Consider the following 26,049-nt stretch of genomic DNA (forward strand, 5'->3'; position numbering starts at 1 on the left):
GGGGAGAAACATTCAGCGAGTCTGAGATATGTAGACGGTCTATTCAAACTTGTGATGTTTTTTGGATGGTTTGGTGTCAATTCGATACGTAACTCAACCACGTCGTTCCCGCGCAGGCGGGAACAGCCCACTTGGCTCTTCCCGCCGATGCTGAACGACCGGACCCCGTACATTGGAAAGACCATGTGTCCTTTTGATAGCTGACTTCGAACACTCAGCATGGGTCCCGCCTGCGCGAGAACGACGTGCTGAAGCCCCGGGCCAAAATGAAAAGGGCGGCCTGCCGGCCGCCCTTTTCGCGCCCTCAGGCGACAGATTACATCACTTGTCCAGGACGATGCGCAGCATGCGGCGCAGCGGCTCGGCGGCGCCCCACAGCAGCTGGTCGCCGACGGTGAACGCCGAGATGTATTCCGGGCCCATCGACATCTTGCGCACGCGGCCGACCGGGATCGTCAGGCTGCCCGTGACGGCGGCCGGGGTCAGGTCGCGCACCGACGCTTCGCGCGTGTTCGGCACGAACTTCACCCACTGGTTGTCGCCGGCGATGATGTCGTTGATCTCGTCCAGCGGCACGTCCTTCTTGAGCTTGATGGTCAGCGCCTGCGAGTGGCAGCGCATCGCGCCGATGCGGACGCACAGGCCGTCGACCGGAATCACATTGTTGCCGGCAGCGTTGCGGCCCAGGATCTTGTTGGTCTCGGCGCCGCCCTTCCACTCTTCCTTCGACTGGCCGTTGCCCAGGTCCTTGTCGATCCAGGGGATCAGGTTGCCGGCCAGCGGCACGCCGAACTGCTTGGTTTCGTCGGCCGACATGCCGTGCTGGGTGGCCAGCACGCCGCGATCGATTTCCAGGATCGCCGATGCCGGATCGTCCAGCAGGTTCTTGACGGCCGAATTGATGGTGCCGAACTGGGTCAGCAGCTCGCGCATGTGCTGCGCGCCGCCGCCCGATGCGGCCTGGTACGTCATCGACGTCATCCAGTCGACCAGGTCGTGCTTGAACAGGCCGCCCAGGCCCATCAGCATGCACGACACGGTGCAGTTACCGCCGATGAAGTTCTTCACGCCGCGGCTCAATGCCGACTTGATGACGTCGGAGTTGACCGGGTCGAGCACGATGACGGCGTCGTCGTTCATGCGCAGCGTCGACGCGGCGTCGATCCAGTAGCCGTTCCAGCCGCTGGCGCGCAGTTTCGGGAACACTTCGGTCGTGTAGTCGCCGCCCTGGCACGAGATGATGATCTCGCATTTCGACAGTTCGGCGATGTCGGTTGCGCTTTTCAGCTTGGTTTCGTTCTTCGCCATCTTCGGGGCGTCACCGCCCGGGTTCGACGTGGTGAAGAACACCGGCTCGATGTGGGCGAAATCGCCCTCGTCCTGCATGCGCTGCATGAGGACCGAACCGACCATGCCGCGCCAACCAACCAGACCTACTAATTTCATTTTGATCCCTCGTTTAAAGTTATTCCGCCCCAATCGGCGTATTCCTGATTGCCTGCATTTGGTGGGCTCGGGGAGCCCACCCTAGGTTTGACATGCCGTAGGGTGGGCACCCCGCGCCCACCTTGAACGTTCGTAACGTCCGATCAAGCCAGCGCGTTGACGACGGCGTCGCCCATCTGTTCCGTGCCGACGCGCGTCGTGCCTTCTTCGTAGATGTCCGGCGTGCGCAGGCCCTGGGCCAGCACCTTCTTGACGGCGTTCTCGATGCGGTCGGCCTGGTCAAGCTTGCCGAGGGAGAACCGCAGCATCATGGCGGCGGACAGGATCGTCGCCAGCGGATTCGCGACGCCCTTGCCCGCGATGTCCGGCGCCGAACCGTGCGACGGCTCGTACAGGCCCTTGTTGTTCGCGTCCAGCGACGCCGACGGCAGCATGCCGATCGAACCGGTCAGCATCGCGGCCGCATCCGACAGGATGTCGCCGAACATGTTGCCGGTGACGATGACGTCGAATTTCTTCGGCGCGCGCACGAGCTGCATCGCGGCGTTGTCGACGTACATGTGTTCGAGCGCGACGTCCTGGTATTCCTTGTGCACGTCGGTGACGATGTCGCGCCAGAACTGGAACGTCTCCAGCACGTTGGCCTTGTCGACGCTCGTCACGCGGCGGTCGCGCTTGCGCGCGGCCTGGAACGCGACGTGGGCGATGCGGCGGATCTCGCCTTCCGCATAGCGCATCGTGTCGAAGCCTTCGCGCTGGCCCGCGAACGGACCGTCCGGGCATTCGCGCACGCCGCGCGGCTTGCCGAAGTAGATGTCGCCCGTCAGCTCGCGGATGATCAGAATGTCCAGGCCGGACACGACTTCGGGCTTGAGCGTGGACGCGCCGGCCAGTTCCGGATACAGGATCGCGGGACGCAGGTTGGCGAACAGGCCGAGTTCCTTGCGCAGGCCCAGGATGGCCTGCTCCGGACGCAGCGCGCGCTCCAGCGTGTCGTACTTGTAGTCGCCGACCGCGCCGAACAGCACGGCGTCGGCGGCCTTCGCCAGCGCCAGCGTACCCTGCGGCAGCGGATGGCCGTGCGCGGCATAGCCCGCGCCGCCGACGTCCGCACTCTCCAGTTCGAACGATTCGCCCAGCGCGTTCAGGACCTTGACGGCTTGCGCGGTGATTTCGGGACCGATGCCGTCGCCCGGCAGGATGGCAATCTTCATGTTCTTGTTCTCGTTCAGATGGTGTTGGCGAGCCACGGCTGCGCGCGCAGGTGGCGCTCTTCGAAGGCGCGGATGTCGTCGGCGTGGCGCAGGGTCAGGCCGATGTCGTCCAGGCCGTTCAGCAGGCAGTACTTGCGGAAGTCGTCGATGGCGAATTCGAACGCGAGTCGCCCGTCCGGCGTGCCCACGGTCTGCTTCTCGAGGTCGACGACGAGCTTGTAGCCGGGGAAGGCCTTGACTTCATTCATCAGGTGGTCGACCTGGGCTTCGGTGAGGACGATCGGCAGCAGGCCGCCCTTGAAGCAGTTGTTGAAGAAGATGTCGGCGAAGCTCGGCGCGATCACGGCGCGGAAGCCGTACTGCTGCAGGGCCCACGGCGCGTGCTCGCGCGAAGAGCCGCAACCGAAATTCTTGCGCGTCACCAGGATCGACGCGCCCGCGTAGCGCGGCTCGTTCAGCACGAAATCCGGATTGACCGGGCGCTTGCTGTTGTCCATGCCCGGCTCGCCGTGGTCGAGATAGCGCCACTCGTCGAACAGGTTGGGGCCGAAGCCGGTGCGGCGGATCGACTTGAGGAATTGCTTCGGAATGATGGCGTCGGTGTCGACGTTGGCCCGGTCCAGCGGGACCACCAGTCCTTCGTGTACGGTGAATTTATCCATAATGCTGCCTTGTTATTTGCCTCCGCAGGGGCCAGAGCCCGAAGTCGGCGGCATGTGCACGTCAATTATTTTCCGCCGGCGCCCGTGATCACCTGGCCGACCTTCTGCACGTCCTTGCCGACGCCGGAGATGGTGTTGCAGCCGGTGACGGCGATTGCGATCAGTGCGAGAGCGATGATTTTCTTCATTTGCAAGCTGTAGTCAGCGGGGGTCGGAGCACACCCGAGAAATCCGTGCTCCGACCCCGAATTATCAGATTAGATTTTACGTACATCCACGAAGTGACCCGCGATACCTGCCGCCGCGGCCATCGCCGGCGACACCAGGTGCGTGCGCCCGCCCTGGCCCTGGCGGCCTTCGAAGTTGCGGTTCGACGTCGACGCGCAGCGCTCGCCCGGTTCCAGGCGGTCGGCGTTCATCGCCAGGCACATCGAGCAGCCCGGCTCGCGCCATTCGAAACCGGCGGCCTTGAAAATCTGGTCCAGGCCTTCGCGTTCCGCCTGTTCCTTCACGAGGCCGGAGCCCGGCACCACCATCGCCAGCTTGACGTTCGAGGCGCGCTGGCGGCCGCGCACGACGGCGGCCGCGGCGCGCAGATCCTCGATGCGCGAGTTGGTGCAGGAACCGATGAACACCTTGTCGATACGGATGTCTTCCATCGCGGTGTTCGGCTTCAGGTCCATGTAGACCAGGGCCTTTTCCATCGCGTCGCGCTTGACCGGATCCTTTTCCTTGTCCGGATCGGGCACGCGGCCGTCGATCGTCGTGACCTGCTCGGGCGACGTGCCCCAGGTCACCTGCGGACGGATCTCCGCGGCGTTCAGCTGCACGACCAGGTCGAACTTCGCGCCCGGGTCCGAGTGCAGCGTGCGCCAGTAGGCGACGGCCTGTTCCCACTGAGGGCCGACGGGCGCGAACGGACGGCCCTTGACGTAGTCGATCGTCGTGTCGTCGACGGCGACCATGCCGGCGCGCGCGCCCGCTTCGATCGCCATGTTACAGACGGTCATGCGGCCTTCCATCGACAGCGAGCGGATCGTCGAGCCGCCGAATTCGATGGCATAGCCCGTGCCGCCGGCCGTGCCGATCTTGCCGATCACGGCCAGCACGATGTCCTTGGCGGTCACGCCCGGCGGCAGGTCGCCGTCGACCTGCACCAGCATCGCCTTGGATTTCTTCGCGAGCAGCGTCTGCGTGGCCAGCACGTGCTCGACTTCCGACGTGCCGATGCCGTGCGCCAGCGCGCCGAACGCGCCGTGCGTCGACGTGTGCGAATCGCCGCAGACGACGGTCATGCCCGGCAGGGTCGCGCCCTGCTCCGGGCCGATCACGTGCACGATGCCCTGGCGCTTGTCGTTCATGTTGAAGTACGTGAGGCCGAAGGACTTGGCGTTGCTGTCCAGCGTCTCGACCTGCAGGCGCGAAGTCGGATCGGCGATGCCGTGCGAGCGGTCGGTAGTCGGCACGTTGTGGTCGGCTACGGCAAGATTGGCCGAAGTGCGCCATAGCGGACGGTGCGCTTCGCGCAGGCCTTCGAACGCCTGAGGGCTGGTGACTTCGTGGACCAGGTGACGGTCGATATACAGCACGGTGGTGCCATCCGCATCGGCACGCACGACATGCGAATCCCAAAGTTTGTCGTAGAGCGTTTTTAACATGTTAAATCCAGTGAAACGACCGCTACATGCGGGCATGGTCTTTGATTATGCCATATTTGTGCAATGCGGAAGCAAGGTCCTTCGAGCACGATTATGCCAATGAACTCATCCATATAAAAATTTTATTAGGATGGAAAATCAAGATCACAAATAAAAAAAGCCTGCGCATTTCCTGCGCAGGCTTTTCGTAGCTTTGTAGCAAAAATGACGCAACCGCTTTTATGCCCCTTTATGCAGCCAGACGCACCGTCGAGCGGCAACCGTCCATCAGGAACGACAGGCCGACGACCAGCACCAGTGAACCTTCGGCCGAACGCGCGGTGCCGGTGATGCCTTCGACGTTCAGCGCCGTCATCGGCTTGATCACCAGGTCGGCCGTGCCGTCGACGGCTTCCACCGCGATGATGTACGGCTGCGGGGCGTTGATGACGATGCCAACGCGCTCCACGCATGCCTCGTAGCCGAGCGACAGCGCCAGCGAACGCACCGGCAGCGGACGGCCCTGGTCTTTCAGCACCGGGGCGCCGCCGACCTGCATGAAGGTCTCCGGCAGCTCGACGACGCGTTCGACGACGGCCATCGGCAGCGCCAGCTGCGCGCCCGACGTCGACACGAGCATGGTCGGGACGATCGACAGTTCGATCGGCAGGCGGATCGAGAACTTCGTGCCCTTGCCCAGGTTCGAGTCGATGCGGATCGCGCCGCGGTTTTTCTCGACGGCCGTCTTGACCACGTCCATGCCCACGCCGCGGCCCGAGACCGACGACGCCACTTCCTTGGTCGAGAAGCCCGGCAGGAACACGAGCTGGTACGCCTCGTCGTCGCTGGTGGCCTGGTTGTCGGAGATGAGGCCCTTTTCGATCGCCTTCTTGCGCAGCTTGGCCGGGTCCATGCCGCGTCCGTCGTCCTGCAGCACGATCATGACGCTGTTCGCTTCCTGCCACGCTTTCAGCAGGATGAACGCCTTGGCCGGCTTGCCGCCCGCGACGCGGTCTTCCGGCGATTCGACGCCGTGGTCCAGCGCGTTGCGCAGCATGTGGACGAGCGGGTCGTACAGGCTGTCCACGACGACGCGGTCGACTTCCGTCTCGGCGCCTTCGATGGTCAGCTCGACGTCCTTGCCGAGGTCCTTCGCCAGTTCGCGCACGAGGCGCGGGAATTTCTGGAACAGGCGGCCGACCGGCTGCATGCGGGTGGCCAGCGTGGCGCGCTGCAGCTCGGCCGAGTAGCGCGAGGCGCGTTCCAGCGTCTCGGTCAGGGTCGCCATCAGCGTGGCGGCCTGGCCCTCGAACTTGAACTGCGACAGGCGCTCCAGCAGCACGGCGGCCTGGTTCGCGGCCTGCACGGATTCACCGGCCACTTCCAGCAGCGCGTCCAGCTTGACCGCGTCGATACGGATGCTCTCGTCCTTCGCGGGACCGGTGCTGGCCGGCTTGGGCTCGTTGCGGCGCTCGATGCCGTCCCAGCCCGGCTTGCCCGATGCCGCAGCTTCGGCGGGCGCCGCCTGTACGGGCGCGACCGCCGGGGCGGCTGCCTCGACGGCTGCGACCGGCGCAGTGTCCGGCGTGTAGGTGCCCGGCGGGACGACCGCCATGAACATCGCTTCCCAGTCGAGACCGTCGGCGCCCGGCGCAGCCGGTGCCGCGACCGGCGCGGCGACAGCCACCGGTGCCGGCGCAGCCGCGACCGGCGCGGGCGCCGGTGCGGCCTTGGGCGCAGGCGCGGCCTTCGGTGCGGCATCGTTGCCGGCGATGGCATCCTTGAGCATGCGCTCGAGGTCCGCCGGCATCTGCGGCAGCTGGTCCGGCGTGGCACCGTTGTTCAGGTCGCTCAGCTGGTCCGCCACGAAGCCGGACGCCTGCAGCGACGCTTCGATCGCGGCGGGCGTGACGGGCGCCGCGCCGGTGCGCAGCGCGTCGAACAGGTTTTCCGTCAGGTGGCAGGCCGCGACGAGCGCCGGCAACCCCATGAAGCCCGCGCCACCCTTGATGGTGTGGAACGAACGGAAGACCGCGTTCAGCGTTTCCTTGTTGTCCGGATCGCGTTCGAGGTGCAGCAGATGCTCTTCGACATTCGCTGCAAGATCCATCGCCTCGACGACGAAATCCTTGAGCATTTCATCCATTAGAATCCCAGATCGGCAAGAAGATCATCGACACTGTCCTGGTCGAGCGCCGCGGACGGCACCGACGGACCCTGCATGAGCGGCTGTGGCTGTTCCTGCGCGGCGGCCTGCTGCTTCTGCGCCAGCTTTTCCTTGACGTCCGGCGGCGCGCTGTCCTTGAGCAGCTGGGTCAGCTCGTTCTCGACCGTCTTGGTAATGATGACCACTTTCTTGATCAGCTGACCGGTGATGTCCTGGAAATCCTGGGCCATCATGATCTCGAGCAGGCGCGCCTTCTCGGCTTCCGTCGCTTCCGACACCAGCTGGGCGAACTGCTTCGAATCGCCGGCCAGGGCCTTGAATTGTTCGATCGAGAGCTTGCCCGCGAACAGGTCGTCCCAGCGGTTTTCCATGTCCTTGGCCTGCTTGGACAGCAAATCCTGGGCCGGCATGCCGTCGTCCAGGGTGTTCAGCACCTTGTTGGCGGCCTGTTCGGTCAGGCTGGCGACGTATTCCAGGCGGTCCTGCGCGTCCACGATCTGGGACGATGCCTCGGTCAGCGCCTTGTCGTAGCCCAGTTCGCGCAGCGAGTCATGCAACAGGCGCACGATGCCGCCCAGGCGCTCGTACATGCCTTTTTCCTCGCCGGCCTCTGCCGGGGCGGCGGCCGGTGCAGCCGGGGCGGACACGACGGCCGGAGCCGGGGCGCTGGTGGCCGCGACCTGGTCGAACAAGGCTTCCAGGTCGTCGGAATCGCCGCTGTCGCCGCCGGCTGCGGGTTCGGGCGCTGCTGCGGGCGTCGGAGCGGCTGCGGGTGCGCTGGCACGCTGCGCTGCCACTTCCTCGAATAATGCGTCGAAATCGTCAGCGGCGTCGGTCATAGTCCCTGCTTCTCCATAATTTAAATGTCGCGATGATCTTTGCTGTGTGCGGTACGGCTGCCGTCGGTATGTTGACGGTACAAATTTCCGACGAGTGTATCAGTGTGGTTGCCGTAGGTAAATCTTCTGAAATGCCCGCGTTGCCGATTGGTGAGTAATCTTGGCCTGTTGACAATCTTTTACAGCCATTTCTGAATATTTTCGCAAAGCATCTGTTGTATTTTTTTATCGCGGAGGCATTTGTGACAACCGGTATTTGTCCGCGGGCTGCCGAGCACATCGCTGAGCAAGATCAATCATTTACGTTCTGCCAAGAGGTGAAACGCGAACTACAATGAGGGAGTAGCGTGACGTGAGGGAGGGCTCACCATGTACCAGAAGATTCTGATCACCACCGACGGCTCCACCGTATCGCAGCACACGGCCTGCGCCGGCGTCAAATTCGCACAACAGATGGGGGCCGAAGTGCTCGCCCTGTTCGTCGCGCCCGAGTACCAGTACCCAGTCTACGTCGAGATCGTGCCGCCCGCCTACCCGAGCGAGGAGGAATACGTCGAACAGATGCAGCGGCTGGGCCTGGAATACATGGGCTCGATCATGCGCTCGGCGGAAGGTTGCAGCCTCAAGCATGCATGCATGACGGCGTTTTCCGACTCGCCGGCACTCAAGATCGTCGACGTGGCGGAACAGCAACACTGCGACTTGATTTTCATGGGTTCGCACGGCCGCAGCGGCTGGGGGCAATTGTTGCTAGGTAGCGTGACCAATAAGGTGCTGTCGCATACCAGCAAGCCCGTGCTGGTGCACCGGCTGATCCGGGAGCCCGGCACCTGAACGGTTTACCGGAAGTCGCGTCACCGCGATATCGGACAGTAGGCATTGTCCCAAAAAAAGCAACGGCAGTGTTGCTGCTGTGATATCTTTTTACCTTCCATTTTACAATTGATCCCTTGGGGACATCATATGATTCGCATTGTCATCGCCGACGACCACACGATCATGCGCGAAGGTCTCAAGCGTATTCTCGACGGGGCGCTCGACATCGAGATCGTGGGCGAGGCCATCAACGGTTTCGAAGTGCTGTCGCTGGTGCGCCAGGGCGGCTTCGACCTGCTGCTGCTGGACCTGTCCATGCCGGGGCGCAGCGGCGTCGACCTGATCCGCCAGGTGCGCAGCGAGGCGCCCAAGCTCGCCATCCTGATCCTGACGATGCACGAGGAAGAGCAGTACGCCGTGCGCGCCATCCGGGCGGGCGCCCAGGGCTACCTCACCAAGGAAAGCGCGGGCACGCAGCTCGTCGGCGCGATCCGCAAGGTGGCGTCGGGCCGGCCCTACATCAGCACGGAAGTGGCCGAACAGCTGGCGCTGAACATCATGGCGCCGAACGAACAGCTACTGCACAAGCAACTCTCGGATCGTGAATTCGAAGTATTCTCCCTGCTCGTGGGCGGCAAATCGATCACCGAGATCGCCAACAACCTGCACCTGTCCGTCAAGACGGTCAGCACCCACAAAACCCGCATCATGCAGAAAATGGGCATGACCTCGCTGTCGGAAATGGTCCAGTACGCGGTTGCGCACCGTCTGCTCGCACCGATGAAAGCCTGACAGCGCGCCACGCGAGATAAAAACCATTTCATAAAAGCCATTTCAACGACACTATTTGTGCCCTGCCAAAGGAATAATTTTTAATGCGCAGGGCAGCGCTCTTCCTCGGATCCTACCCCGCGTTTCATTCGTAATTCCCCCTGGTGGTTCGGTCAACGGTAAGAAAATTCCTACAGCCTGACGCCCCCTCCTACTGCACATTCAGCCGTTGCTGATATTAATGCCGGACTCGTGTTGGCATACTGACTTCAGCGTTTCGACTTGCCTGCGGTCTATATCCGTGTCCAGTCAGCTTCGTGCCCCGACACCGCACCGGCATCACCGGATCGCAACTTGCTTCTTTGAAATCCTAAACCTGGAGATGAGTATGCAGTCCCAGCTAACTTCAGAACAACGTAACGCCTCCCCGTCGACCCTGCACTCGTCACAGATGGAAGCCGGACGCCAGCGCCAGGGCCGTCTCTGGTCGAACTTGAAAGAGGTCTGCGACCTGCTCCACATCCCGGCCGCCGTATCGATGAACACGGAAGAACTGTTGTTCCAGCACGTGCAATTCAAGACCGGCCAACGGGTACACACGATCGGGCAGGCGTTCGACACGCTGTACATTGTCAATTCCGGCTTCCTCAAAACCGTGCTGATCGACGAATTCGGCAACGAGCAGGTGCTCAGCTTCCCGATGAAGGGGGACATGCTCGGCGTCGACGGCATCCACACCCGCCATTACGCATCGGAAGCGGTCGCCCTGTCCGACTGCGACCTGATCCTGGTCCCGTTCAAGAAACTCACGGCCCTCGGCCGCGTGCATGCCGAACTCGAGAACCTGATGTACGGCGTGATGAGCCGCGAACTGGTGCGCGAACAGGCCATGATCGGCATGCTGGGCGCCCTGTCCGCCGAAGCCCGCGTGGCCCGCTTCCTGATCTCGCTGGCGGACCGCTTCGCCGCGATGGGCTATTCGAGCAAGCTGTTCAACCTGCGCATGACGCGCCATGAAATCGGCAGCTATCTCGGCCTGACGCTCGAGACGGTGAGCCGTACCTTGTCCGCTTTCAATGAAATCGGCCTGATCACGGTCGACCAGCGCACCATCGGCATCAAAGATCCGGAAGCCCTCAAAACCCTGCGCCGCCTGCCGCCGTCGCGCTCGCGCGCCAAGCAAAACGCCAAGCACAAGGCCGAAACAGATGCCTCCGGCGATGGCCAGGTGCTGGCCACCGTGTGAGCTTTCGCCTGTCGATTCCTGTCGTCGAATGAAAAAAGCCGGTTCCGGGGTGGAAGCCGGCTTTCTGTTTTCGAGCGCGGGAGTCAGTCGCGGATCAGCACGCCATCGCTGACCTTCACCCGGTCACCGACGCGGAAGCCCGGATTATTTTCATACGGAATCGTCTGCGTGGCGCCGTTCGGGTAGCGCACGACGATTTCATAGCGCTGGCTGGCGCGTGCGTTGCGCTCGATCTCGCGGCCCGCGATCGCACCGCCCACGGCGCCGGCCACGGTGGCCGCCGTGCGCCCGCTGCCGCTGCCGACCTGGTTGCCCAGCAAGCCGCCCACGACGGCGCCCGCGCCGGTCCCCAGATAGCTGCCGTCGCCGCTCACCTGCACCACGTTGACGGCTTCCACCGTCGCGCAATTCGTGCAGTAGCGTGCCACGCGCGGCTGGCTGCCCGGCGGGTTGATGCCCTGGCCATTGCCGCCCGCCACCAGCGGCTGACCCAGCGTGGCGACCGAGTAACGGCCGTTGGCGCGGATCGTGGCCGTCACGGCGGCGTCCGGCGCGATGCGGTCGTCGCGGCGGATCGTGTACAGGCCGCTGTACTCACCCGGCCGTACCTCCGGCAGGAAGAAGATGCCGCGCGAACCGGCGATCTGCACCTCGACCTTGGCGCCCGGCGTGCCGTGCACCGTGAACTTCAGCTCGTTGCCCGGACCGAGGTCGTCGCTGCCGCGCACGTCGAAACGGTCGACGTGCGGCATGGCGGACGCCGTGCGGTCGTTACGGTCGTCATCGCGGCCGGGACCGCGCACGATCGATTCGGCCAGCAGCCGCGTCGTCACCATATCGTTCACGCGCAGGTTGGCGGTGACGGCGCTGGACGGCCCGATACGGTCGTGCGTACCGATCGTGTACGTGCCCTGGTAGGTGCCGGGCGACGTTTCCGTCAGCGTCAGGTTGCGCGTGGCGCCGTCGATGCGCAGCGTGGCATAGCCGCCCGGCGTGCCGTACAGGTCGAAGTTCAATTCGGTGCCGGGTTCCAGGCGCCGCACTTCGTCCACGTTGAAACCGTCGATGCGGGGCGCCAGACGTGCCGCGCGCGGGTGGTCCTCCGCGAGCACGGGCGTCGTCACGGTCATCGAGAGCAGAGGCAGCGCGGCCACCACGGCCGCGGCCAATGTCTGTCGGGTTGTTGCCATGGGGTCCTCCGACTTCGTCTTGTTGTCGATATGACCAGCTTACGCCTGGCCCCAGCCGGGCTCGGTGCGTTAGCGAACCTATCTCGGTAGGCAGACGGAACCTGATGGCGATGCGTGGCGAGCGCGGGCAAGGCGCGAGGAGGCCGCATGGTCCATCCATGCAACGACGAGCAACGCAGCACGAGCTCGTCAGGCCATCGACTACCGAGATAGGTTCGCCTTCACGCTGTGCACGGCTTCCCCGGAGGTAACGAAAATGCGGTCACCCGCTTCCGGACGGATGGCGTGCCCACCGGTAAAAGATCCGAATGATGGCAGGATCATCCGACGTGGCCCTAAGACAAAACACGGGAGGCGCAAAGCGTCAAAACGTGTCGCCAAGACATAAACTGGGTGCACATGACCCGCCAATACATAGCCAGGCGCATCCAGGTCCGGGTGATGGCAGAAGGAAAACGGGCCGACCGTGTACGGCTCGTCGACGAGGTCGATGCCGAGCACCTCGGCCGGGTCGCCCGCGTGCTTGTCGTGGTTGCCCCGCACGAGCGTCAGGATGAGGTCGCAGCGGCGGCGGCGCCACGCCAGCATCGCGGCCTGCGTGCCGGCCGCGTGCGCCGCGCGCGCGTGCAGGAAGTCGCCCAGGAACAGCACGTGGTCGGCGCCCGTCGCATCGATCAGGGCGTCGAGCGCATCGAGATTCTCGCTCGTCGTCCCGCGCGGCACGGGGATGCCGAACGAGCGGAACGCGGCCGCCTTGCCGAAGTGGATGTCGGCGATGGCCAGCAGCTTTTCGCGCGGCCACACGACGGCCTTTTGCGGCAGCAGCACCAGCTGCTCGCCGCCCACGTCGATCGAAACGCTGCCCGCGATCGTCATGCCTCGGCCGCCTTTTCCAGTTCACGCACCATGCGCGCGACGCGGTCCGCCAGCTTTTCCGTGCTGACCTTTTCGCGGAAACGCTCGACCATCAGAGGAAAGCCGAACGGCGTGGCGCGCTTGACCTCGCGGAAGGCGACGCGGCGCGCGTGCAGCTCGACGAGCGTGTCGCGCAGGCGCGTGAGTTCCAGTTCCTGCTCCAGCACTTCGCGTTCGGCCTGCGTGAGCAGCAGGTTGCCGCTGTCGTGCTTGCGGAAGACTTCGAAGAACAGCGACGACGACGCCTGCACCTGGCGCAGCGATTTCGGCTGCCCCGGATACCCCTGGAACACGAGCCCCGCGATGCGCGCCACTTCGCGGAAGCGCTGCTGCGAGAGCTGCGTCGCGTTCAGGCTGTCCAGCACGTCCTCCAGCAGATGCGACGTGTCGAACAGGCCGACGTCGGCGCCCGTCTCCGCCTTGAACACGGTGGCCCAGTCGACGTGTTCCGGCGCCAGCAATTCGAAGCCGTAGTCGTTGATGGCGACGGAAAACGTGCTGGGCATGACGCGCCCCACGCGGTACGCGAACAGCGACGCGAGGCCCGTGTGGACGGCGCGGCCCGCGAACGGATAGACGAACAGGTGGTAGCCCTCGCGGCTCTTCATGCTTTCCACGACCAGCACATCGCTGCCGGGCAGCGCCGACCAGCGGGCCTGGATCTCCAGCAGCGGCTGCAGCGCGCGCATCTCCGGCCCGTCGAACACGCCCTCGCTGGCCAGCTTGAGTTCTTCCAGCGCCGCGTGCGCGAGCTCGGACGACAGCGGCATCTTGGTGCCCTGCCAGCGGCTGACCGCGCCGCGCGTCGAGTCCGAGCGCTTCACGAACGCCGTCATCTCGTGGACGCGCACGAGTTCCAGGATGCGGCCGGAGAACAGGAAGCGGTCGCCCGGTTTCATGCGCCCGATGAACGATTCCTCCACGCTGCCGATGCGGCCGCCGCTCACATATTTCACCTGCATCTGCGCGTCCGACACGATGGTGCCGATCCCCATGCGGTGGCGCCGGCCGATCTTCGCGTCGGGCACGCGATAGACGCCCTCCTCGTCCGGCAGCACGCGCTGGTATTCCGGATAAATCGTCAGGCTCCGGCCGCCGCGCGCGACGAAGTCCAGCGCCCACTGCCACTCCTCGGGCGTCAAGTGCCGGTACGACCACGCACTCCTCACCTCGTCGTACAGTTCCTCGGAACGGAAGCCGCCGCCCAGCGCGACGGTGACGAGATGCTGCACGAGCACGTCGAACGGCTTGTTGGGCACCTGCCGCGCCTCGATGCGGCGCGTCGCGACCGCGCGCTTGGCGCCCGCCGCCTCCAGCAATTCCAGGCTGTTCGTGGGCACGAGCGTCACGCGCGAGATGCGTCCCGGCGCGTGGCCGCTGCGCCCTGCCCGCTGCAGCAGCCGCGCGATACCCTTGGCGCTGCCGACCTGCAGCACGCGCTCGACGGGCAGAAAATCCACGCCGAGGTCGAGGCTCGCCGTGCACACGACGGCTTTCAGGTCGCCGCGCTTGAGCCCCGTCTCGACCCATTCGCGCACCTCGCGGTCGAGCGAGCCGTGGTGCAGCGCGACGAGGCCGGCCCAGTCGGGACGCGCTTCGATCAGGTTCTGGTACCACAGCTCCGATTGCGAGCGCGTGTTCGTGAAGATCAGCGTCGCCTCGTGGTGCTCGATCTCGTCGATCACCGGCTGCAGCATCTGCAGGCCCAGGTGGCCGGCCCACGGAAAGCGTGCGACGTTGGGCGGCACGAGGCAGTCGACGACGATCTGTTTTTTCAGGTCGCCCTCGACGAGCACGCCGCCGTCCGGATCGCCCAGCAGAACGCTGCGCGCGTCAAGCAGATTGCCCATCGTGGCCGACAGGCCCCACACGACGAGACCGGGATTCCAGCGCCGCAGCCGCGCCAGCGCCAGCTGCACCTGCACGCCGCGCTTGCTGCCCATCAGCTCGTGCCACTCGTCGATGACGATCATGTCCAGGTGCTTGAACTGGTCGCGCGCGGCCGCATGCGACAGCAGCAGCGACAGGCTTTCCGGCGTCGTGATCAGCACGCCCGGCAGCGATTTCGACTGGCGCGCGCGCTCGGCCGCGCCCGTGTCGCCCGTGCGCGAGCCGACGCTCCACATGCCGATGGCGTCCGGGCTCGCGGCCGAAAGCTCGGCCGCCGACGTTTCCAGCGAGCGCTGCGTGTCCGCGGCCAGCGCGCGCATCGGCGTGATCCACAGTACGCGCAGGCCCGTGTTTGCGCGCCTGCTGCGATTGGCTCCCCGCAGCAGCGCCGCGAACCAGACAGCGTAGGTCTTGCCCGCGCCCGTGTTCGCGTGCAGCAGGCCCGATTCGCCGGCCAGCGCGGCCTTCCACACGGCGCGCTGGAACGGGAACACCTTCCAGCCGCGCGCCGCGAACCACGCGTCGACCGCCTGCTCTGCCTGCGCCTTCGTCATGGCGTCACTGCTCCCAGCAGTCCCTTCAACGTATCGAGCGTATCGGCCTGCTCGACCGTCTTGTCGTCGCGCCGCCGCAGGATGCGCGGAAAACGCACGGCGATGCCGGCCTTGTGGCGGGTCGACAGGGCGATGCCCTCGAAGCCGATCTCGAACACCATCGTCGGCCGCACGGACCGCACGGGCCCGAATTTTTCCACCGTCGTCTTGCGGATGATGTTGTCGACCTGGGCGATCTCCGCATCCGTCAGGCCGGAATACGCCTTCGCGAACGGGACGAGCTTGCGCGCATCGCCCTCGCCGTCCCACACGGCGAACGTGTAGTCCGTGTAGAGCGACGCGCGCCGGCCGCTGCCCGCCTGGGCATAGATCAGCACCGCGTCGACGGCATACGGATCGATCTTCCACTTCCACCATGTGCCCACGTCCTTCGTGCGGCCCACGCCGTATTGCGCATCCTTCGCCTTGAGCATCATGCCTTCGACGCCGCGCGCGCGCGATTCGGCGCGCAACTTGCCGAGATCCTCCCAGCTGTCGGCCGTGACGAGGGGAGAAATCCGCAACCGCGGTTGCGCGGCACCCGTGACGAGCGTCTCCAGCAGCGCGCGCCGTTCGTGCTGGGGCAGCGCGCGCGTGTCGACGCCGTCCAGTTCCAGCAAGTCGTACGCGAGCAGCACGGCGGGCAGCTCGGCCAGCAGCTTGCTCGATAGCGTCTTGCGGCCGATGCGCTTCTGCAGGTCGGCGAACGGCGCGGGCGCGTCGCCCTCGGTCCAGACCAGCACCTCGCCGTCGACCACCGTCCCTTCCGGCAGATGGATCCCCGCCAGTTCGGGAAAGCGCTCCGTGATGAGGTCTTCGCCGCGCGACCACAGGTAATTCTGGCCGCCGCGCCGCACGAGCTGGGCGCGGATGCCGTCGTACTTCCACTCGACCTGCCAGTCGCCCATGTCGCCGAGCGCAGCAGGGTCGCCCTGCAGCTGGTGCGCGAGAAAGAACGGGTAAGGCTGGCCGCCGCGCAGCTTGTGCTCGTCGTGGTTCTCCGCCGCGATCAGTTGCAGGAAGCCGGCCGCCGTCGGTTTGACGCGGCCATCCGTCCACCCCATCAGGCGCTGGGCGATCAGCTTCGAATCGACGGCCGCGATGGAGGCCAGCGCGCGCGTGACGAGCAGCTTCGACACGCCGACGCGAAAGCCCCCGCCGATCAGCTTCACGAACAGGAAGCGCTCCCTCCACGTGAGCTCGTCCCAGTAGGAAAAGAGCGCCGCCCGGATCGTGCCCGGATCGGCGCCGCGCAGGGGCCCGATGCGCTCTTCCATCCAGACGGCCAGGCCGACGTCGCTCGCGCGCTTGGGCGGCGGCAGGATGTGGGCGATGGTCTCGGCCGTGTCGCCGACCGCCGCATACGATTCGTCGAACAGCCAGTCGTCCAGGCCCGCGTACTCGATCGCGTACTGGCGCAGCAGCTTGCTCGGCACGGCCTGGCGCGGCTTGCCGCCGGCGAGGAAGTACACGGCCCACGCGGCGTTTTCCGGGGCGGCGCTGGCAAAGTAGTTCTGCAGCGCCTCGAGCTTGCGGTTGGTGGCGGTGGTTTCGTCGAGTTCGGCGTACAGGCGGGCGAATTCACGCATCCTTCGCCTCCTCCGCAGGCGCTTGCGGCTCGCCGGGCGTCGCGCCGACGGCTTCGTCGTCCTCCTCGCCATACTCCGTGTCGAACGCTTTCGCATCGAGCCCGATCTGGCACAGCCAGCGCACCATCACGGGAATCGAGCCGTGCGTGACGATGACCTGCTGCGCGCCCGTCGCGTGGATCGCGTCCAGCAAGCCGGGCCAGTCGGCGTGGTCGGACAGCACGAAGCCGCGGTCGACGCCGCGCCGCCGGCGCGCGCCGCGCAGCAGCATCCAGCCGCTGGCGAAGGCGTCGGAATAATCGCCGAAGCGGCGCGTCCAGGGCGAGCCCGATGCGGACGGCGGTGCCAGCACGAGCGCCTTTTTCAGGTCCGCCTTGTCCGTTTCGCTGACGAGCTGCGTGTGCGGCAAGGCCACGCCGCCCTCGCGGTAGATGCGGTTCAGCGGCTCGACGGCGCCGTGGCAGACGATGGGGCCGATGGATGGATCGAGGCCGCTGAGCAGCCGCTGCGCCTTGCCGAACGCATAGGCATACAGGACGCTCGTGCGGCCTTCATCGGCATTGCGGCGCCACCAGCGGTTGATCTCGTCGAACACGTCCTGCTGAGGATCCCAGCGGTAGATCGGCAGGCCGAACGTGGATTCCGTGATGAAGGTGTGGCAGCGCACGGCCTCGAACGGCGCGCAGGTGGCGTCGGGCTCGACCTTGTAATCGCCCGATGCGACCCAGATCTCGCCCTCGTACTCCATCCGGATCTGGCTCGATCCCAGCACGTGGCCGGCCGGGTGCAGCGAGATCGTCACACCGTTGTGGACGATTTTTTCGCCATAGTCGACGCCCTCGATATTGATGTCCTGGCCGAGCCGCGACTTCAGGATGCCGACGCTTTGCTGCGAGGCCAGGTAGTGCTTGTGGCCCCAGCGCGCATGGTCGCCGTGCGCATGGGTGATGACGGCCCGGTCCACCGGCCGCCAGGGGTCGATGTAGAACTGGCCCGGCACACAGTACAGGCCTTCCTTGCGTACGACGACCATGTCTCCCATGCGGTTGGCGTCCTCCTTGTATTTTATGCCGGCGCGACGAAATCGGCGACGAAGGCGCGCTGCTCGCCGTCCGGGAATTCGATGTTGACCTGGTCCCCGGCGACGGACAGCACGACGCCCTCGCCATACTTGGGCACCGTCACGCGCGCCCCCGACTCGAACGCCGGGCCGGCCGGCGCATCGCCTTCCGGTTCGCGGTCGAATTCGTCGTCGCGGATCTCGATATCGTCAAGGAGCACGGCGGCCGGCGGATTCAGGCAGTTGTCGCAGCGGCAGCACTTCTCGAACCCTTCGACCTCGTCGCCGAAGTAATCGAGCAGCAGCTTCCAGCGGCAGAAACCACTGACGGCATACGATACCATCTGTTCCAGCGCTTCCTTGTCGCGCTCCTGCTTCTGGCGATACACCTCGGCCATCGCCGCGAACAGTTTATCGGCAGGCTCCGCGCTGCCCAGCGCGTATGCCAGCTTGCGGTTCTGGCGCAGCAGCTTCGCATCCTTCAGCAGCTTCAGGCAGACTTTCAGGTGCGGCCCGGCGAGGTCGCCCGCCACGTCCTCGACGCGGTCGGGCGTCGCCGTTTCGTTGTCCAGGAGTTCGCGCACGGCCTCGTACACGGCGCGGATCTCCTCGGCCGTCGGGTAGTGCTTCACGAGGAAGAACTGCTGCACGCGCTTGTCGTCCTGCAGGAACAGCAGCGTGCAGCGGGCGTCCTGGCCGTCGCGGCCCGCGCGGCCGGATTCCTGGTAATACGCTTCCAGGTTGGCGGGGATCTGCAGGTGGATGACGAAGCGCGTGTCCGGCTTGTCGATGCCCATGCCGAACGCGTTCGTCGCCACCATCACGCGCCGCTCGTCGTTCATGAACAGGTCCTGGTTCGCGCGGCGCTCGGCGGCATGCAGCTTGCCGTGGTAGAGCGTGACGGACTCGCCGGCATCCAGCAACAGCTGGTGCATCTCTTCCGCCGCCTTGACGGTGGCCGCGTAGACGATGCCCGTCCCCGCCGTCTCGCGCACGAGGCGCAGCGCCTCCTGGAATTTTTCGTCGGGGTTCGTCACCTGCACGACGCCGTACTGCAGGTTCGGGCGGTAGATGCCCGTGTTGATGACATTCATCCGCGGGCGGTTCAGCTGGCGGCCGATGTCGTCGATGACGTCTTCCGTCGCCGTGGCCGTGAGCGCCAGCACGGGCGGGCGGCCCAGCGCGTCGATCGCGCCGGCCATCTCGAGGTAGGCCGGGCGGAAGTCGTGACCCCATTGCGAGATGCAATGCGCTTCGTCGACGACCACGAGGGCGATGGGAACACGCCGGAGCACGTCGACGAATTCGGGCATGGTGAGGCGCTCGGGCGTGCAGAACACGATCTCGCAACGGCCGTCGAGCATCGCGGCCAGCGCCGTCCTCTCCTCCTCGGCCGACAGGCTGCTGTTGACCTGCTCGGCGCGGATGCCGAGTTCCCCGAGCTTTTCCAACTGGTCTTTCATGAGCGAGATCAGCGGAGAAACGACGACCGTCATGCCGTCCTTGATGCGGGCGGGGATCTGGTAGCACAGCGATTTACCGCTGCCGGTGGGCATGATCGCCAGCGTGTCCTTGCCGTCGAGGACGCTGTCGATGACGCGTTGCTGGCCGTCGCGCAGGTGTTCGATGCCGAACACGGTACGCAGCAGGCGGCGGATGGTGTTGCGGCGCACCGCGAGCACACCTTTGTGGAGGAGTTTGGGGTCGTGTGTGGTCATGATGAATCCACTCTAAGCCTGAGCACGTGGACACGCCATAGGACGCAACCTACAGGCACCGTAGGATCGCTACGACGAGGTACCACGACGGCCCATACATCGTCACGAGGCTTATTCCTACAGCGTGACGGATTGCCAGCCGATAGTTTCTCTAAGGCACACGACCTAAGATGGCATCAACAAAGACAGGATCCCGCATCCCGGAGGTTCATCATGATCCGCTACTACCCGACAGCCTTGACCGCAGCCTACCTCGCCCTGACGACCACGGCAACGTGGCTGCTCTGTGCAACCGACGCGCTCGGCGGGGTGCCGCCGTTGTTCTTCCATTGACGATGCAGCACCGCTCCGCTTCGCCGGCCGTGCGCCGGGAAATACGCGTTTCTCTGCCCGCCTGAACCGCGTGCGGCCGTCGCGGCTGCGCGCGTCCCAGTACACCGCCGCAGCGGTTGCAAGTCTGTTACAAATTAGCAGTTGAACAATACGAAGGAGCCGCCATACCTGAGGCAGGAGGATTCATCCATGAAGTACGCTCTGTTATACGACGATGACGCGGCCGCGCGCCGCCACAGTGCCACTCTGCTCAAGTCGCTCGGCTACCTGGTCGCCGAGACAACGACGGTCGGGGCCGTGCTGAACGCCACCGGGGCCCTGCACTTCGACGTAATCCTCACCGCCAGCGCACACGCCGCCGGCGACCGGCGTTCCCTGCCCGGCGAACTGTCGCGCCTGGCGCCCGACACGCCCACGATCCTGCTGCTGGATGAGGGCGAGCCGTTCCCGCCGCTGTACCACGCGTTCAGCGCCACCATCACGAAACCGGTCACCGTGCGCGCGCTGCGCCACGCGCTCGAATTCGGGCTGGACGGCACGGGTCCGCGGCCGGTGCCGCACGCCGTCCGCTACGAGCGGCGCGACGGCCAGCGGCGCCGGCAGATGCGCGAGGCCGCGACGACCGTGCGCTGAGCGCCCGCCCAGCGCGCGGCGGCCGACGCACAAAAAAGGCAGCGCCCCCTTCTGGAGGAACGCTGCCTTGCCTGCCGGACGATACGCCGCCCGGACCAGGAAAACACTTACGCGGCTTCCACCGCCACCGGCATCCGGATCAGGTAATCGAACGCGGACAACGCCGCCTTCGCCCCCTCCCCCGCCGCGATCACGATCTGCTTGAACGGCGTCGTCGTCGCATCGCCCGCGGCGAACACGCCCGGGATATTGGTGCGGCCGTGCGCATCCACGACGATCTCGCCGAAGCGCGACAGTTCCACCGTGCCCTTCAGGAACTCCGTGTTCGGCACGAGGCCGATCTGGACGAACACGCCGGCGAGCGGAACGTGGTGCTCTTCACCGCTCAAGCGATCCTTGAACTTGATGCCATCCACCTTGCTGCCGTCGCCGGTGATCTCGGTCGTCTGCGCGTTCACGTGGATCGTCACGTTCTTCAGGCTCTCGACCTTGTTGACGAGCACCGCGTCCGCCTTCAGCTGCGGCGCGAATTCCAGCAGGGTCACGTGCTCGACGATGCCCGCGAGGTCGATCGCCGCTTCCACGCCCGAGTTGCCGCCGCCGATGACCGCGACGCGCTTGCCCTTGTACAGCGGGCCGTCGCAGTGCGGGCAATAGTTCACGCCGGCGTTCTTGTACTCTTGCTCGCCCGGCACGTTCACGTTCCTCCAGCGCGCGCCTGTCGACAGGATCACGGTGCTCGACTTCAGCGAGCCGCCGTTCGAGAACTGCACTTCGACCAGTTCGCCCGAGCTTGAGGGCGGGATGATCTTCGCCGCGGTCTGCTGCGTCATGATGTCCACGCCGTAGTGGCGCACCTGGGCTTCCAGCGCGGCGGCGAATTTCGGGCCGTCCGTTTCCAGCACGGAGATATAGTTCTCGATCGACATCGTGTCGTTCACCTGGCCGCCCATGCGTTCCGTCGCGATGCCGGTTCGGATGCCTTTGCGGGCTGCGTACACGGCCGCTGCCGCACCCGACGGGCCGCCGCCGACGATCAGCACGTCGTACGGGTCCTTCGCGTTCAGCTTCGCGGCGTCACGGGCGCCGGCGCCCTTGTCCAGCTTGGCGACGATCTCTTCGATCATCATGCGGCCCGAGCCGAACATCTCGCCGTTCAGGAACACCATCGGCACGGCCATCACCTTGCGCGACTCGACTTCGGCCTGGAACGCGCCGCCTTCGATCACGGTCGTTTTCACCCGCGGATTCAGGATGGCCATCAGCGACAGCGCCTGCACCACGTCCGGGCAGTTATGGCAGCTCAGCGACATATACATCTCGAAGTTGTACTCGCCGTCGAGCGCTTTGATGGCGTCGATCGTTTCGGCCTCGACTTTCGGCGGATGGCCGCCCGTCCACAGCAGCGCCAGCACGAGCGACGTGAATTCGTGGCCCAGCGGCAGGCCGGCGAAGCGCAAGCTCGTGCCGGTGCCGACGCGCTGCAGGGTGAACGACGGTTTGCGGGCGTCGTTGCCGTCCGTGCGCAGGGAGATCTTGTCGGCGCGCAGGCCCTGGATCGTCTGGAGCAGGTCGAGCGTCTGCCTGGAGGTGTCGCTGTCGTCGAGCGAGGCGACGATTTCGAACGGTTGCTGGACGCGTTGCAGGTAGCCGGCGAGTTGGTTCTTCAGTTCTTGTTCGAGCATGATCGTATCCTTTCGTTCAGTCGTGTTCAGGCCGATGCATCGCACATGCGGACGCATCTATGAAATCTAAATAGTGAATCTGGACCGGCAGATCGGCTGGTTAGATCGCCTGTCTTGCCATGGCGGGCCCGTGCCAAGTGGGCTCGTGGGGAGGGGGTGGGCACCGGCCGCCCCTCGCGGCCGGTGCCTGTACTACGGTGTTACTTTTTCAGATCTGAATCAGATCTTGCCGACCAGGTCCAGCGACGGCTTCAGCGTTTCAGCGCCTTCGGTCCACTTGGCCGGGCAGACTTCGCCCGGGTGCGATGCGACGTACTGGGCTGCCTTGACCTTGCGCATCAGCTCCGACGCATCACGGCCGATGCCGTTGTCGTGCACTTCCATGACCTTGATCTGGCCTTCCGGATTGATCACGAAGGTGCCGCGCAGGGCCAGGCCTTCTTCTTCGATCATGACTTCGAAGTTACGCGACAGCAGGCCGGTCGGGTCGCCGATCAGCGGGTAGTTGACCTTCTTGATCGCGTCCGAGGTGTCGTGCCATGCCTTGTGGGCGAAGTGGGTGTCGGTCGACACGCCATAAACCTTCACGCCCATCTTCTCGAACTCCGGCTGGAAAGCAGCCAGGTCTTCCAGTTCGGTCGGGCAGACGAAGGTAAAGTCGGCCGGGTAGAACATCAGGACCGACCAGGTGCCCTTGAAGTCGGCTTCGGTCAGGTCGATGAACTTGCCTGCGTGGTAGGCGGTTGCTTTGAACGGCTTGATTTCGGTGTTGATGATGGACATGCAGTACTCCTCTTTCGGGGTTAAAAAAAGCTCAGGTGCGTACTATAACCCGCACACACGATCATGTGAAATTGATTGAACAGATTTTATCAATTGATTTTAACTATCATCAGGGTGGAGACCCCGTGCCTACGTGACACTCGCGATGTGTTGGCGTTACGCGTGGGCACGTTCCATTTGAGGCCCCCGGCCTCAAATGTCCACCTTACGAAACGTGTCAGGCCGGCGCAGCCGCCGTCTGCATGGCCGTCTCCGTGCACGGCAGGATGAGACTGAAGCAGGCGCCCTGCCCCGGCGTGCTCTCGACCGTCAGCTGGCCGCCATGCGACGCCGCCAGTTGGCGCGAGATGTACAGGCCCAGGCCGAGACCTTTCGGCTCGCCGCTCCTGGCGCCCCGCTCGTAGGGTTCGAAGATGCGCTCGATGAAATCGGGCGCGATGCCCTTGCCGTGGTCGCGCACGGCGATCCGCACGTTGCAGCCCTCATCGTGCACGCTGACCTCGACCGTGCCCCCGCCGCCGTAGCGCAGCGCATTCGTCAACAGATTCACGACGACCTGCTCGATGCGGAACTCGTCCCAATAGCCTTCGACGGCGTGATGCGGCGCCAGCACGACGGTGGCGCCGGCCGCCGCGGCCTGCAGCGACAAATCGTTGACGACGCGCTCGAGCAAGGCCATCAGCTCGACCTTGGCCGGACGGATGGACAACGTCCCGCTCTTCATGCGCGACACGTCCAGCATGTCGTCGATGAGGCGGATCATCGCCTTGATCTGGCGCTCGTCGCGCTTGATCATATTGCCCATCTGCTCGGGATTGAACGCCGGCAGATTGCCCCGTTTCAGTTGCAGGCTGCGCATCTGGGTTTCCAGGAACAGCGTGTTGAGCGGTGTGCGCAACTCGTGCGCGACGAGGGACATGAATTCGTCGCGCATGCGCAGCGAGCGCTGGAGCTCGGCCTGCGTCGCGTTCAGTTCGCCCAGCAGCACTTCCTGCTCGCGCCGCGCCGCTTCCAGCGCCTCCATCTGGCGCCGCATCTCGCGCCGCTGCTGGTCGAGGGTGACAAACACCTGGACCTTGCTGCGCACGGCGTCCGGGTCCAGCGGCTTGTACAGGAAGTCGACGGCGCCCGTCTCATACCCTTTGAACGCATAGTTCAGCTCGCGGCCGGCGGCGGACACGAACACGATCGGGATGTTGCGCGTGCGCGAGGTCGAACGCATCAATTCCGCCAGTTCGAAGCCGTCCATCCCCGGCATCTGCACGTCCAGGATGGCCAGCGCGAACTCGTGTTCAAGCATCAGGGACAGGGCTTCTTCGCCGGACTGGGCCTGGAACACCTGGCGCTGCTCGTCGCGGATCAGGGCGTCGAGGGCGCGCAGGTTTTCCGGCAGGTCGTCGACGATCAGCAGTTTGCTAGGGTCGTGTCCGCTCATGGTTCATTCATCTCCAACATGGGCAACAAAGCGTGGATGCGCGCCAGAGGCAATATCAGGTTCGGCTTGCAACGGTTGATGGCGCTCACCGGCATCGTGGGAACTTGCGCGTCTCCCGGGTCCTGCACGACGGTGAAACCGCCGCGGGCGCGGATATAGGCCATGCCGTCGGCGCCGTCGTGGTTCGCGCCCGTGAGCAGGATCGCGGCCAGGCCGGGGCCGTAGGCGTCCGCGCTGGATTCCATCAGCACGTCGATGGCCGGCCGCGCGAAGTGGACGGGCGGCTCGCAGCTGAGGGAAAAGGTGCGGTCGCGCTCGACGGACAGGTGGTAGCCGGAGCCGGCGAAATACACGGTGCCGGGCGCGATCTCCTCCTTGTCCACCGCCTCGCGCACGGGCACGGGCAGGCGTTCGTCGAACAGCTCGGCCAGACGGCTCTCGCGGCCGCCCGGCACGTGCAGGATGCAGAGCACGGGCAGCCTGAAGCCGGCCGGGATCGCAGGCAGCAGGGCGACGAGCGCGTCGACGCCGCCGGCCGAGCCGCCGATCACGACGGCCTCGAAATGGCGGCCGCGCAGGGTCGCGCGCATGGCATCGTCCCCAGGCGTCATGACGCCACCTTGCGGAAGATGCGCTCGCGCTTGGCGAGCGGCTCGAAACGCTGGGCGTACGTGGAAAAGTCGATGCTTTCCTTGCTGCCGAGGCCGAGGAAGCCGCGGTGGCACAGCGAGTCGTGGAACAGGCCCAGCACGCGGTTCTGCAAGCGCCGGTTAAAGTAGATCATCACGTTGCGGCAGCTGATGAAGTGCGTCTCGGCAAACACGCTGTCGGTGGCCAGGCTGTGGTCGGCGAACGTGACGTTTTCGATCAGCGCGCGGTCGAACAGCGCGCCGCCATAGGCCGCCGTGTAATAGTCGGAAAACGCGCGCGTGCCGCCCGCCTTCTGGTAATTCTCCGTGTACACGCGCATCTTCTCCAGCGGCATCACGCCGCGCCGCGCCGCTTCCAGCGAATCGGCATTGATGTCGGTCGCGTACATCTGCGTGCGCTCCAGCAAACCCTCCTCGTGCAGCACGATCGCGAGCGAAAACACTTCCTCGCCCGTGCTGCAGCCGGCCACCCACACATTCAGCGACGGATACGTCTTGAGGAACGGCACGACGAGCCGGCGTATGGCCAAATAATAATCCGGGTCGCGGAACATTTCGGTCACAGGGATGGTCAAAAACTGCAGCAGCTGGGAGAACGCTGCCGGGTCGTGCATGACGCGCGCCTGCAGGGCCGAGATCGTCTCGCATTCCATCGCGCGCAAGGCAGCGAGGACGCGTCGCTTTTGCGAAGCGCCCGTGTAGTCGCGGAAATCGTAGTTGTACTTGAGGTAGACAGCTTCGATCAGCATCCGCAACTCGATGTCGACGTCACTCGAC

Annotated in this window: 22 protein-coding genes; 4 read left to right on the forward strand and 18 right to left on the reverse strand. The window is 65.1% G+C overall.

Features of this window, described 5'->3' with window-relative positions:
- Positions 1 to 321 precede the first annotated feature (321 nt).
- The 7 genes from asd to BVG12_RS12715 form a co-directional block, all read right to left on the reverse strand.
- A complete protein-coding gene (asd, locus tag BVG12_RS12685) occupies positions 322 to 1,446 on the reverse strand; it encodes an aspartate-semialdehyde dehydrogenase (protein WP_075792696.1) in 1,125 nt (374 codons plus the stop codon).
- 143 nt (positions 1,447 to 1,589) lie between these two features.
- Positions 1,590 to 2,660 (reverse strand): 3-isopropylmalate dehydrogenase, encoded by a 1,071-nt coding sequence (gene leuB / locus BVG12_RS12690; protein WP_075792697.1) that lies wholly within the window; start codon positions 2,658 to 2,660, stop codon positions 1,590 to 1,592.
- 14 nt (positions 2,661 to 2,674) lie between these two features.
- Positions 2,675 to 3,322 carry a 3-isopropylmalate dehydratase small subunit gene (gene leuD, locus BVG12_RS12695; protein ID WP_075792698.1) on the reverse strand — a complete coding sequence of 216 codons (648 nt, stop codon included), beginning with the start codon at positions 3,320 to 3,322 and terminating at the stop codon, positions 2,675 to 2,677.
- Positions 3,323 to 3,387: 65 nt separating this feature from the next.
- Positions 3,388 to 3,510 (reverse strand): lipoprotein, encoded by a 123-nt coding sequence (locus BVG12_RS12700; protein ID WP_075792699.1) that lies wholly within the window; start codon positions 3,508 to 3,510, stop codon positions 3,388 to 3,390.
- A 69-nt stretch (positions 3,511 to 3,579) separates the two neighbouring features.
- Positions 3,580 to 4,980 (reverse strand): 3-isopropylmalate dehydratase large subunit, encoded by a 1,401-nt coding sequence (leuC, locus tag BVG12_RS12705; protein ID WP_075792700.1) that lies wholly within the window; start codon positions 4,978 to 4,980, stop codon positions 3,580 to 3,582.
- A 229-nt stretch (positions 4,981 to 5,209) separates the two neighbouring features.
- Positions 5,210 to 7,105, reverse strand: a complete 1,896-nt coding sequence (locus tag BVG12_RS12710) for a chemotaxis protein CheA (protein WP_075792701.1) — start codon at positions 7,103 to 7,105, stop codon at positions 5,210 to 5,212.
- Positions 7,105 to 7,965 carry a protein phosphatase CheZ gene (locus tag BVG12_RS12715; RefSeq protein WP_075792702.1) on the reverse strand — a complete coding sequence of 287 codons (861 nt, stop codon included), beginning with the start codon at positions 7,963 to 7,965 and terminating at the stop codon, positions 7,105 to 7,107. Before BVG12_RS12715 ends, BVG12_RS12710 begins: the two co-directional genes overlap by 1 nt.
- A 369-nt stretch (positions 7,966 to 8,334) precedes the next feature.
- Here BVG12_RS12715 and BVG12_RS12720 point away from each other — a divergent pair, with 369 nt between their 5' ends.
- From BVG12_RS12720 to BVG12_RS12730, 3 genes are all read left to right on the forward strand, one after another.
- Complete coding sequence (locus BVG12_RS12720; RefSeq protein ID WP_075792703.1) at positions 8,335 to 8,799, forward strand: universal stress protein; 465 nt, start codon at positions 8,335 to 8,337, stop codon at positions 8,797 to 8,799.
- 129 nt (positions 8,800 to 8,928) lie between these two features.
- Entirely contained in the window at positions 8,929 to 9,573 is a 645-nt protein-coding gene (locus BVG12_RS12725; RefSeq protein WP_036232923.1) for a response regulator, read from the forward strand.
- Between the two features lie 430 nt (positions 9,574 to 10,003).
- On the forward strand, positions 10,004 to 10,798 hold the full coding sequence (locus BVG12_RS12730; protein ID WP_075792704.1) for a Crp/Fnr family transcriptional regulator: 795 nt from the start codon (positions 10,004 to 10,006) through the stop codon (positions 10,796 to 10,798).
- 83 nt (positions 10,799 to 10,881) lie between these two features.
- On the opposite strand, the gene BVG12_RS12735 is transcribed toward BVG12_RS12730, so the two are convergent.
- From BVG12_RS12735 to BVG12_RS12760, 6 genes are all read right to left on the reverse strand, one after another.
- Entirely contained in the window at positions 10,882 to 11,988 is a 1,107-nt protein-coding gene (locus tag BVG12_RS12735; RefSeq protein WP_083684977.1) for a glycine zipper 2TM domain-containing protein, read from the reverse strand.
- Between the two features lie 201 nt (positions 11,989 to 12,189).
- Positions 12,190 to 12,864 (reverse strand): ligase-associated DNA damage response endonuclease PdeM, encoded by a 675-nt coding sequence (gene pdeM / locus BVG12_RS12740; RefSeq protein ID WP_075792706.1) that lies wholly within the window; start codon positions 12,862 to 12,864, stop codon positions 12,190 to 12,192.
- Positions 12,861 to 15,347, reverse strand: a complete 2,487-nt coding sequence (locus BVG12_RS12745; protein WP_075792707.1) for a ligase-associated DNA damage response DEXH box helicase — start codon at positions 15,345 to 15,347, stop codon at positions 12,861 to 12,863. Before BVG12_RS12745 ends, pdeM begins: the two co-directional genes overlap by 4 nt.
- Positions 15,344 to 16,975 (reverse strand): ATP-dependent DNA ligase, encoded by a 1,632-nt coding sequence (locus BVG12_RS12750; protein ID WP_075792708.1) that lies wholly within the window; start codon positions 16,973 to 16,975, stop codon positions 15,344 to 15,346. Before BVG12_RS12750 ends, BVG12_RS12745 begins: the two co-directional genes overlap by 4 nt.
- On the reverse strand, positions 16,968 to 18,017 hold the full coding sequence (locus BVG12_RS12755; protein WP_075792709.1) for a ligase-associated DNA damage response exonuclease: 1,050 nt from the start codon (positions 18,015 to 18,017) through the stop codon (positions 16,968 to 16,970). Before BVG12_RS12755 ends, BVG12_RS12750 begins: the two co-directional genes overlap by 8 nt.
- Before the next feature lie 23 nt (positions 18,018 to 18,040).
- Positions 18,041 to 19,753 carry a RecQ family ATP-dependent DNA helicase gene (locus BVG12_RS12760; protein WP_075792710.1) on the reverse strand — a complete coding sequence of 571 codons (1,713 nt, stop codon included), beginning with the start codon at positions 19,751 to 19,753 and terminating at the stop codon, positions 18,041 to 18,043.
- A gap of 522 nt (positions 19,754 to 20,275) precedes the next feature.
- Between BVG12_RS12760 and BVG12_RS12765 the strand changes: the two genes are divergently transcribed.
- Entirely contained in the window at positions 20,276 to 20,719 is a 444-nt protein-coding gene (locus BVG12_RS12765) for a response regulator (RefSeq protein ID WP_075792711.1), read from the forward strand.
- 107 nt (positions 20,720 to 20,826) lie between these two features.
- Here the strand turns inward: BVG12_RS12765 and ahpF are convergent, their stop codons facing one another.
- The 5 genes from ahpF to BVG12_RS12790 all read right to left on the reverse strand — a co-directional run bounded on the left by ahpF (position 20,827) and on the right by BVG12_RS12790 (position 26,021).
- Positions 20,827 to 22,404: an alkyl hydroperoxide reductase subunit F gene (gene ahpF / locus BVG12_RS12770; RefSeq protein ID WP_075792712.1), complete on the reverse strand. Its 1,578-nt coding sequence runs from the start codon at positions 22,402 to 22,404 to the stop codon at positions 20,827 to 20,829.
- Positions 22,405 to 22,623: 219 nt separating this feature from the next.
- Positions 22,624 to 23,187 carry an alkyl hydroperoxide reductase subunit C gene (gene ahpC, locus BVG12_RS12775; protein ID WP_056136676.1) on the reverse strand — a complete coding sequence of 188 codons (564 nt, stop codon included), beginning with the start codon at positions 23,185 to 23,187 and terminating at the stop codon, positions 22,624 to 22,626.
- A gap of 217 nt (positions 23,188 to 23,404) precedes the next feature.
- Positions 23,405 to 24,622 carry a hybrid sensor histidine kinase/response regulator gene (locus BVG12_RS12780; RefSeq protein ID WP_075792713.1) on the reverse strand — a complete coding sequence of 406 codons (1,218 nt, stop codon included), beginning with the start codon at positions 24,620 to 24,622 and terminating at the stop codon, positions 23,405 to 23,407.
- Positions 24,619 to 25,233 (reverse strand): chemotaxis protein CheB, encoded by a 615-nt coding sequence (locus tag BVG12_RS12785; protein ID WP_156895621.1) that lies wholly within the window; start codon positions 25,231 to 25,233, stop codon positions 24,619 to 24,621. Before BVG12_RS12785 ends, BVG12_RS12780 begins: the two co-directional genes overlap by 4 nt.
- Positions 25,230 to 26,021, reverse strand: coding sequence for a CheR family methyltransferase (locus tag BVG12_RS12790; protein WP_075796338.1), 792 nt, complete (start codon positions 26,019 to 26,021; stop codon positions 25,230 to 25,232). Before BVG12_RS12790 ends, BVG12_RS12785 begins: the two co-directional genes overlap by 4 nt.
- Positions 26,022 to 26,049 lie beyond the last annotated feature (28 nt).

The sequence above is a fragment of the Massilia putida genome, from assembly GCF_001941825.1.
Classification (GTDB): domain Bacteria; phylum Pseudomonadota; class Gammaproteobacteria; order Burkholderiales; family Burkholderiaceae_D; genus Telluria; species Telluria putida.

Bases quoted from the DNA above. Each gene is read 5' to 3' on its own strand.
- BVG12_RS12700 (WP_075792699.1), bottom strand. From the start codon at position 3,510: ATGAAGAAAATCATCGCTCTCGCACTGATCGCAATCGCCGTCACCGGC.
- ahpC (WP_056136676.1), bottom strand. From the start codon at position 23,187: ATGTCCATCATCAACACCGAAATCAAGCCGTTCAAAGCAACCGCCTAC.
- BVG12_RS12785 (WP_156895621.1), bottom strand. From the start codon at position 25,233: ATGACGCCTGGGGACGATGCCATGCGCGCGACCCTGCGCGGCCGCCAT.
- ahpF (WP_075792712.1), bottom strand. From the start codon at position 22,404: ATGCTCGAACAAGAACTGAAGAACCAACTCGCCGGCTACCTGCAACGC.
- BVG12_RS12755 (WP_075792709.1), bottom strand. From the start codon at position 18,017: ATGGGAGACATGGTCGTCGTACGCAAGGAAGGCCTGTACTGTGTGCCG.
- BVG12_RS12780 (WP_075792713.1), bottom strand. From the start codon at position 24,622: ATGAGCGGACACGACCCTAGCAAACTGCTGATCGTCGACGACCTGCCG.
- BVG12_RS12765 (WP_075792711.1), top strand. From the start codon at position 20,276: ATGAAGTACGCTCTGTTATACGACGATGACGCGGCCGCGCGCCGCCAC.
- BVG12_RS12730 (WP_075792704.1), top strand. From the start codon at position 10,004: ATGGAAGCCGGACGCCAGCGCCAGGGCCGTCTCTGGTCGAACTTGAAA.
- leuB (WP_075792697.1), bottom strand. From the start codon at position 2,660: ATGAAGATTGCCATCCTGCCGGGCGACGGCATCGGTCCCGAAATCACC.
- BVG12_RS12760 (WP_075792710.1), bottom strand. From the start codon at position 19,753: ATGACCACACACGACCCCAAACTCCTCCACAAAGGTGTGCTCGCGGTG.
- BVG12_RS12790 (WP_075796338.1), bottom strand. From the start codon at position 26,021: ATGCTGATCGAAGCTGTCTACCTCAAGTACAACTACGATTTCCGCGAC.
- BVG12_RS12710 (WP_075792701.1), bottom strand. From the start codon at position 7,105: ATGGATGAAATGCTCAAGGATTTCGTCGTCGAGGCGATGGATCTTGCA.
- BVG12_RS12745 (WP_075792707.1), bottom strand. From the start codon at position 15,347: ATGACGAAGGCGCAGGCAGAGCAGGCGGTCGACGCGTGGTTCGCGGCG.
- BVG12_RS12750 (WP_075792708.1), bottom strand. From the start codon at position 16,975: ATGCGTGAATTCGCCCGCCTGTACGCCGAACTCGACGAAACCACCGCC.
- asd (WP_075792696.1), bottom strand. From the start codon at position 1,446: ATGAAATTAGTAGGTCTGGTTGGTTGGCGCGGCATGGTCGGTTCGGTC.
- BVG12_RS12715 (WP_075792702.1), bottom strand. From the start codon at position 7,965: ATGACCGACGCCGCTGACGATTTCGACGCATTATTCGAGGAAGTGGCA.
- leuC (WP_075792700.1), bottom strand. From the start codon at position 4,980: ATGTTAAAAACGCTCTACGACAAACTTTGGGATTCGCATGTCGTGCGT.
- BVG12_RS12720 (WP_075792703.1), top strand. From the start codon at position 8,335: ATGTACCAGAAGATTCTGATCACCACCGACGGCTCCACCGTATCGCAG.
- leuD (WP_075792698.1), bottom strand. From the start codon at position 3,322: ATGGATAAATTCACCGTACACGAAGGACTGGTGGTCCCGCTGGACCGG.
- BVG12_RS12735 (WP_083684977.1), bottom strand. From the start codon at position 11,988: ATGGCAACAACCCGACAGACATTGGCCGCGGCCGTGGTGGCCGCGCTG.
- pdeM (WP_075792706.1), bottom strand. From the start codon at position 12,864: ATGACGATCGCGGGCAGCGTTTCGATCGACGTGGGCGGCGAGCAGCTG.
- BVG12_RS12725 (WP_036232923.1), top strand. From the start codon at position 8,929: ATGATTCGCATTGTCATCGCCGACGACCACACGATCATGCGCGAAGGT.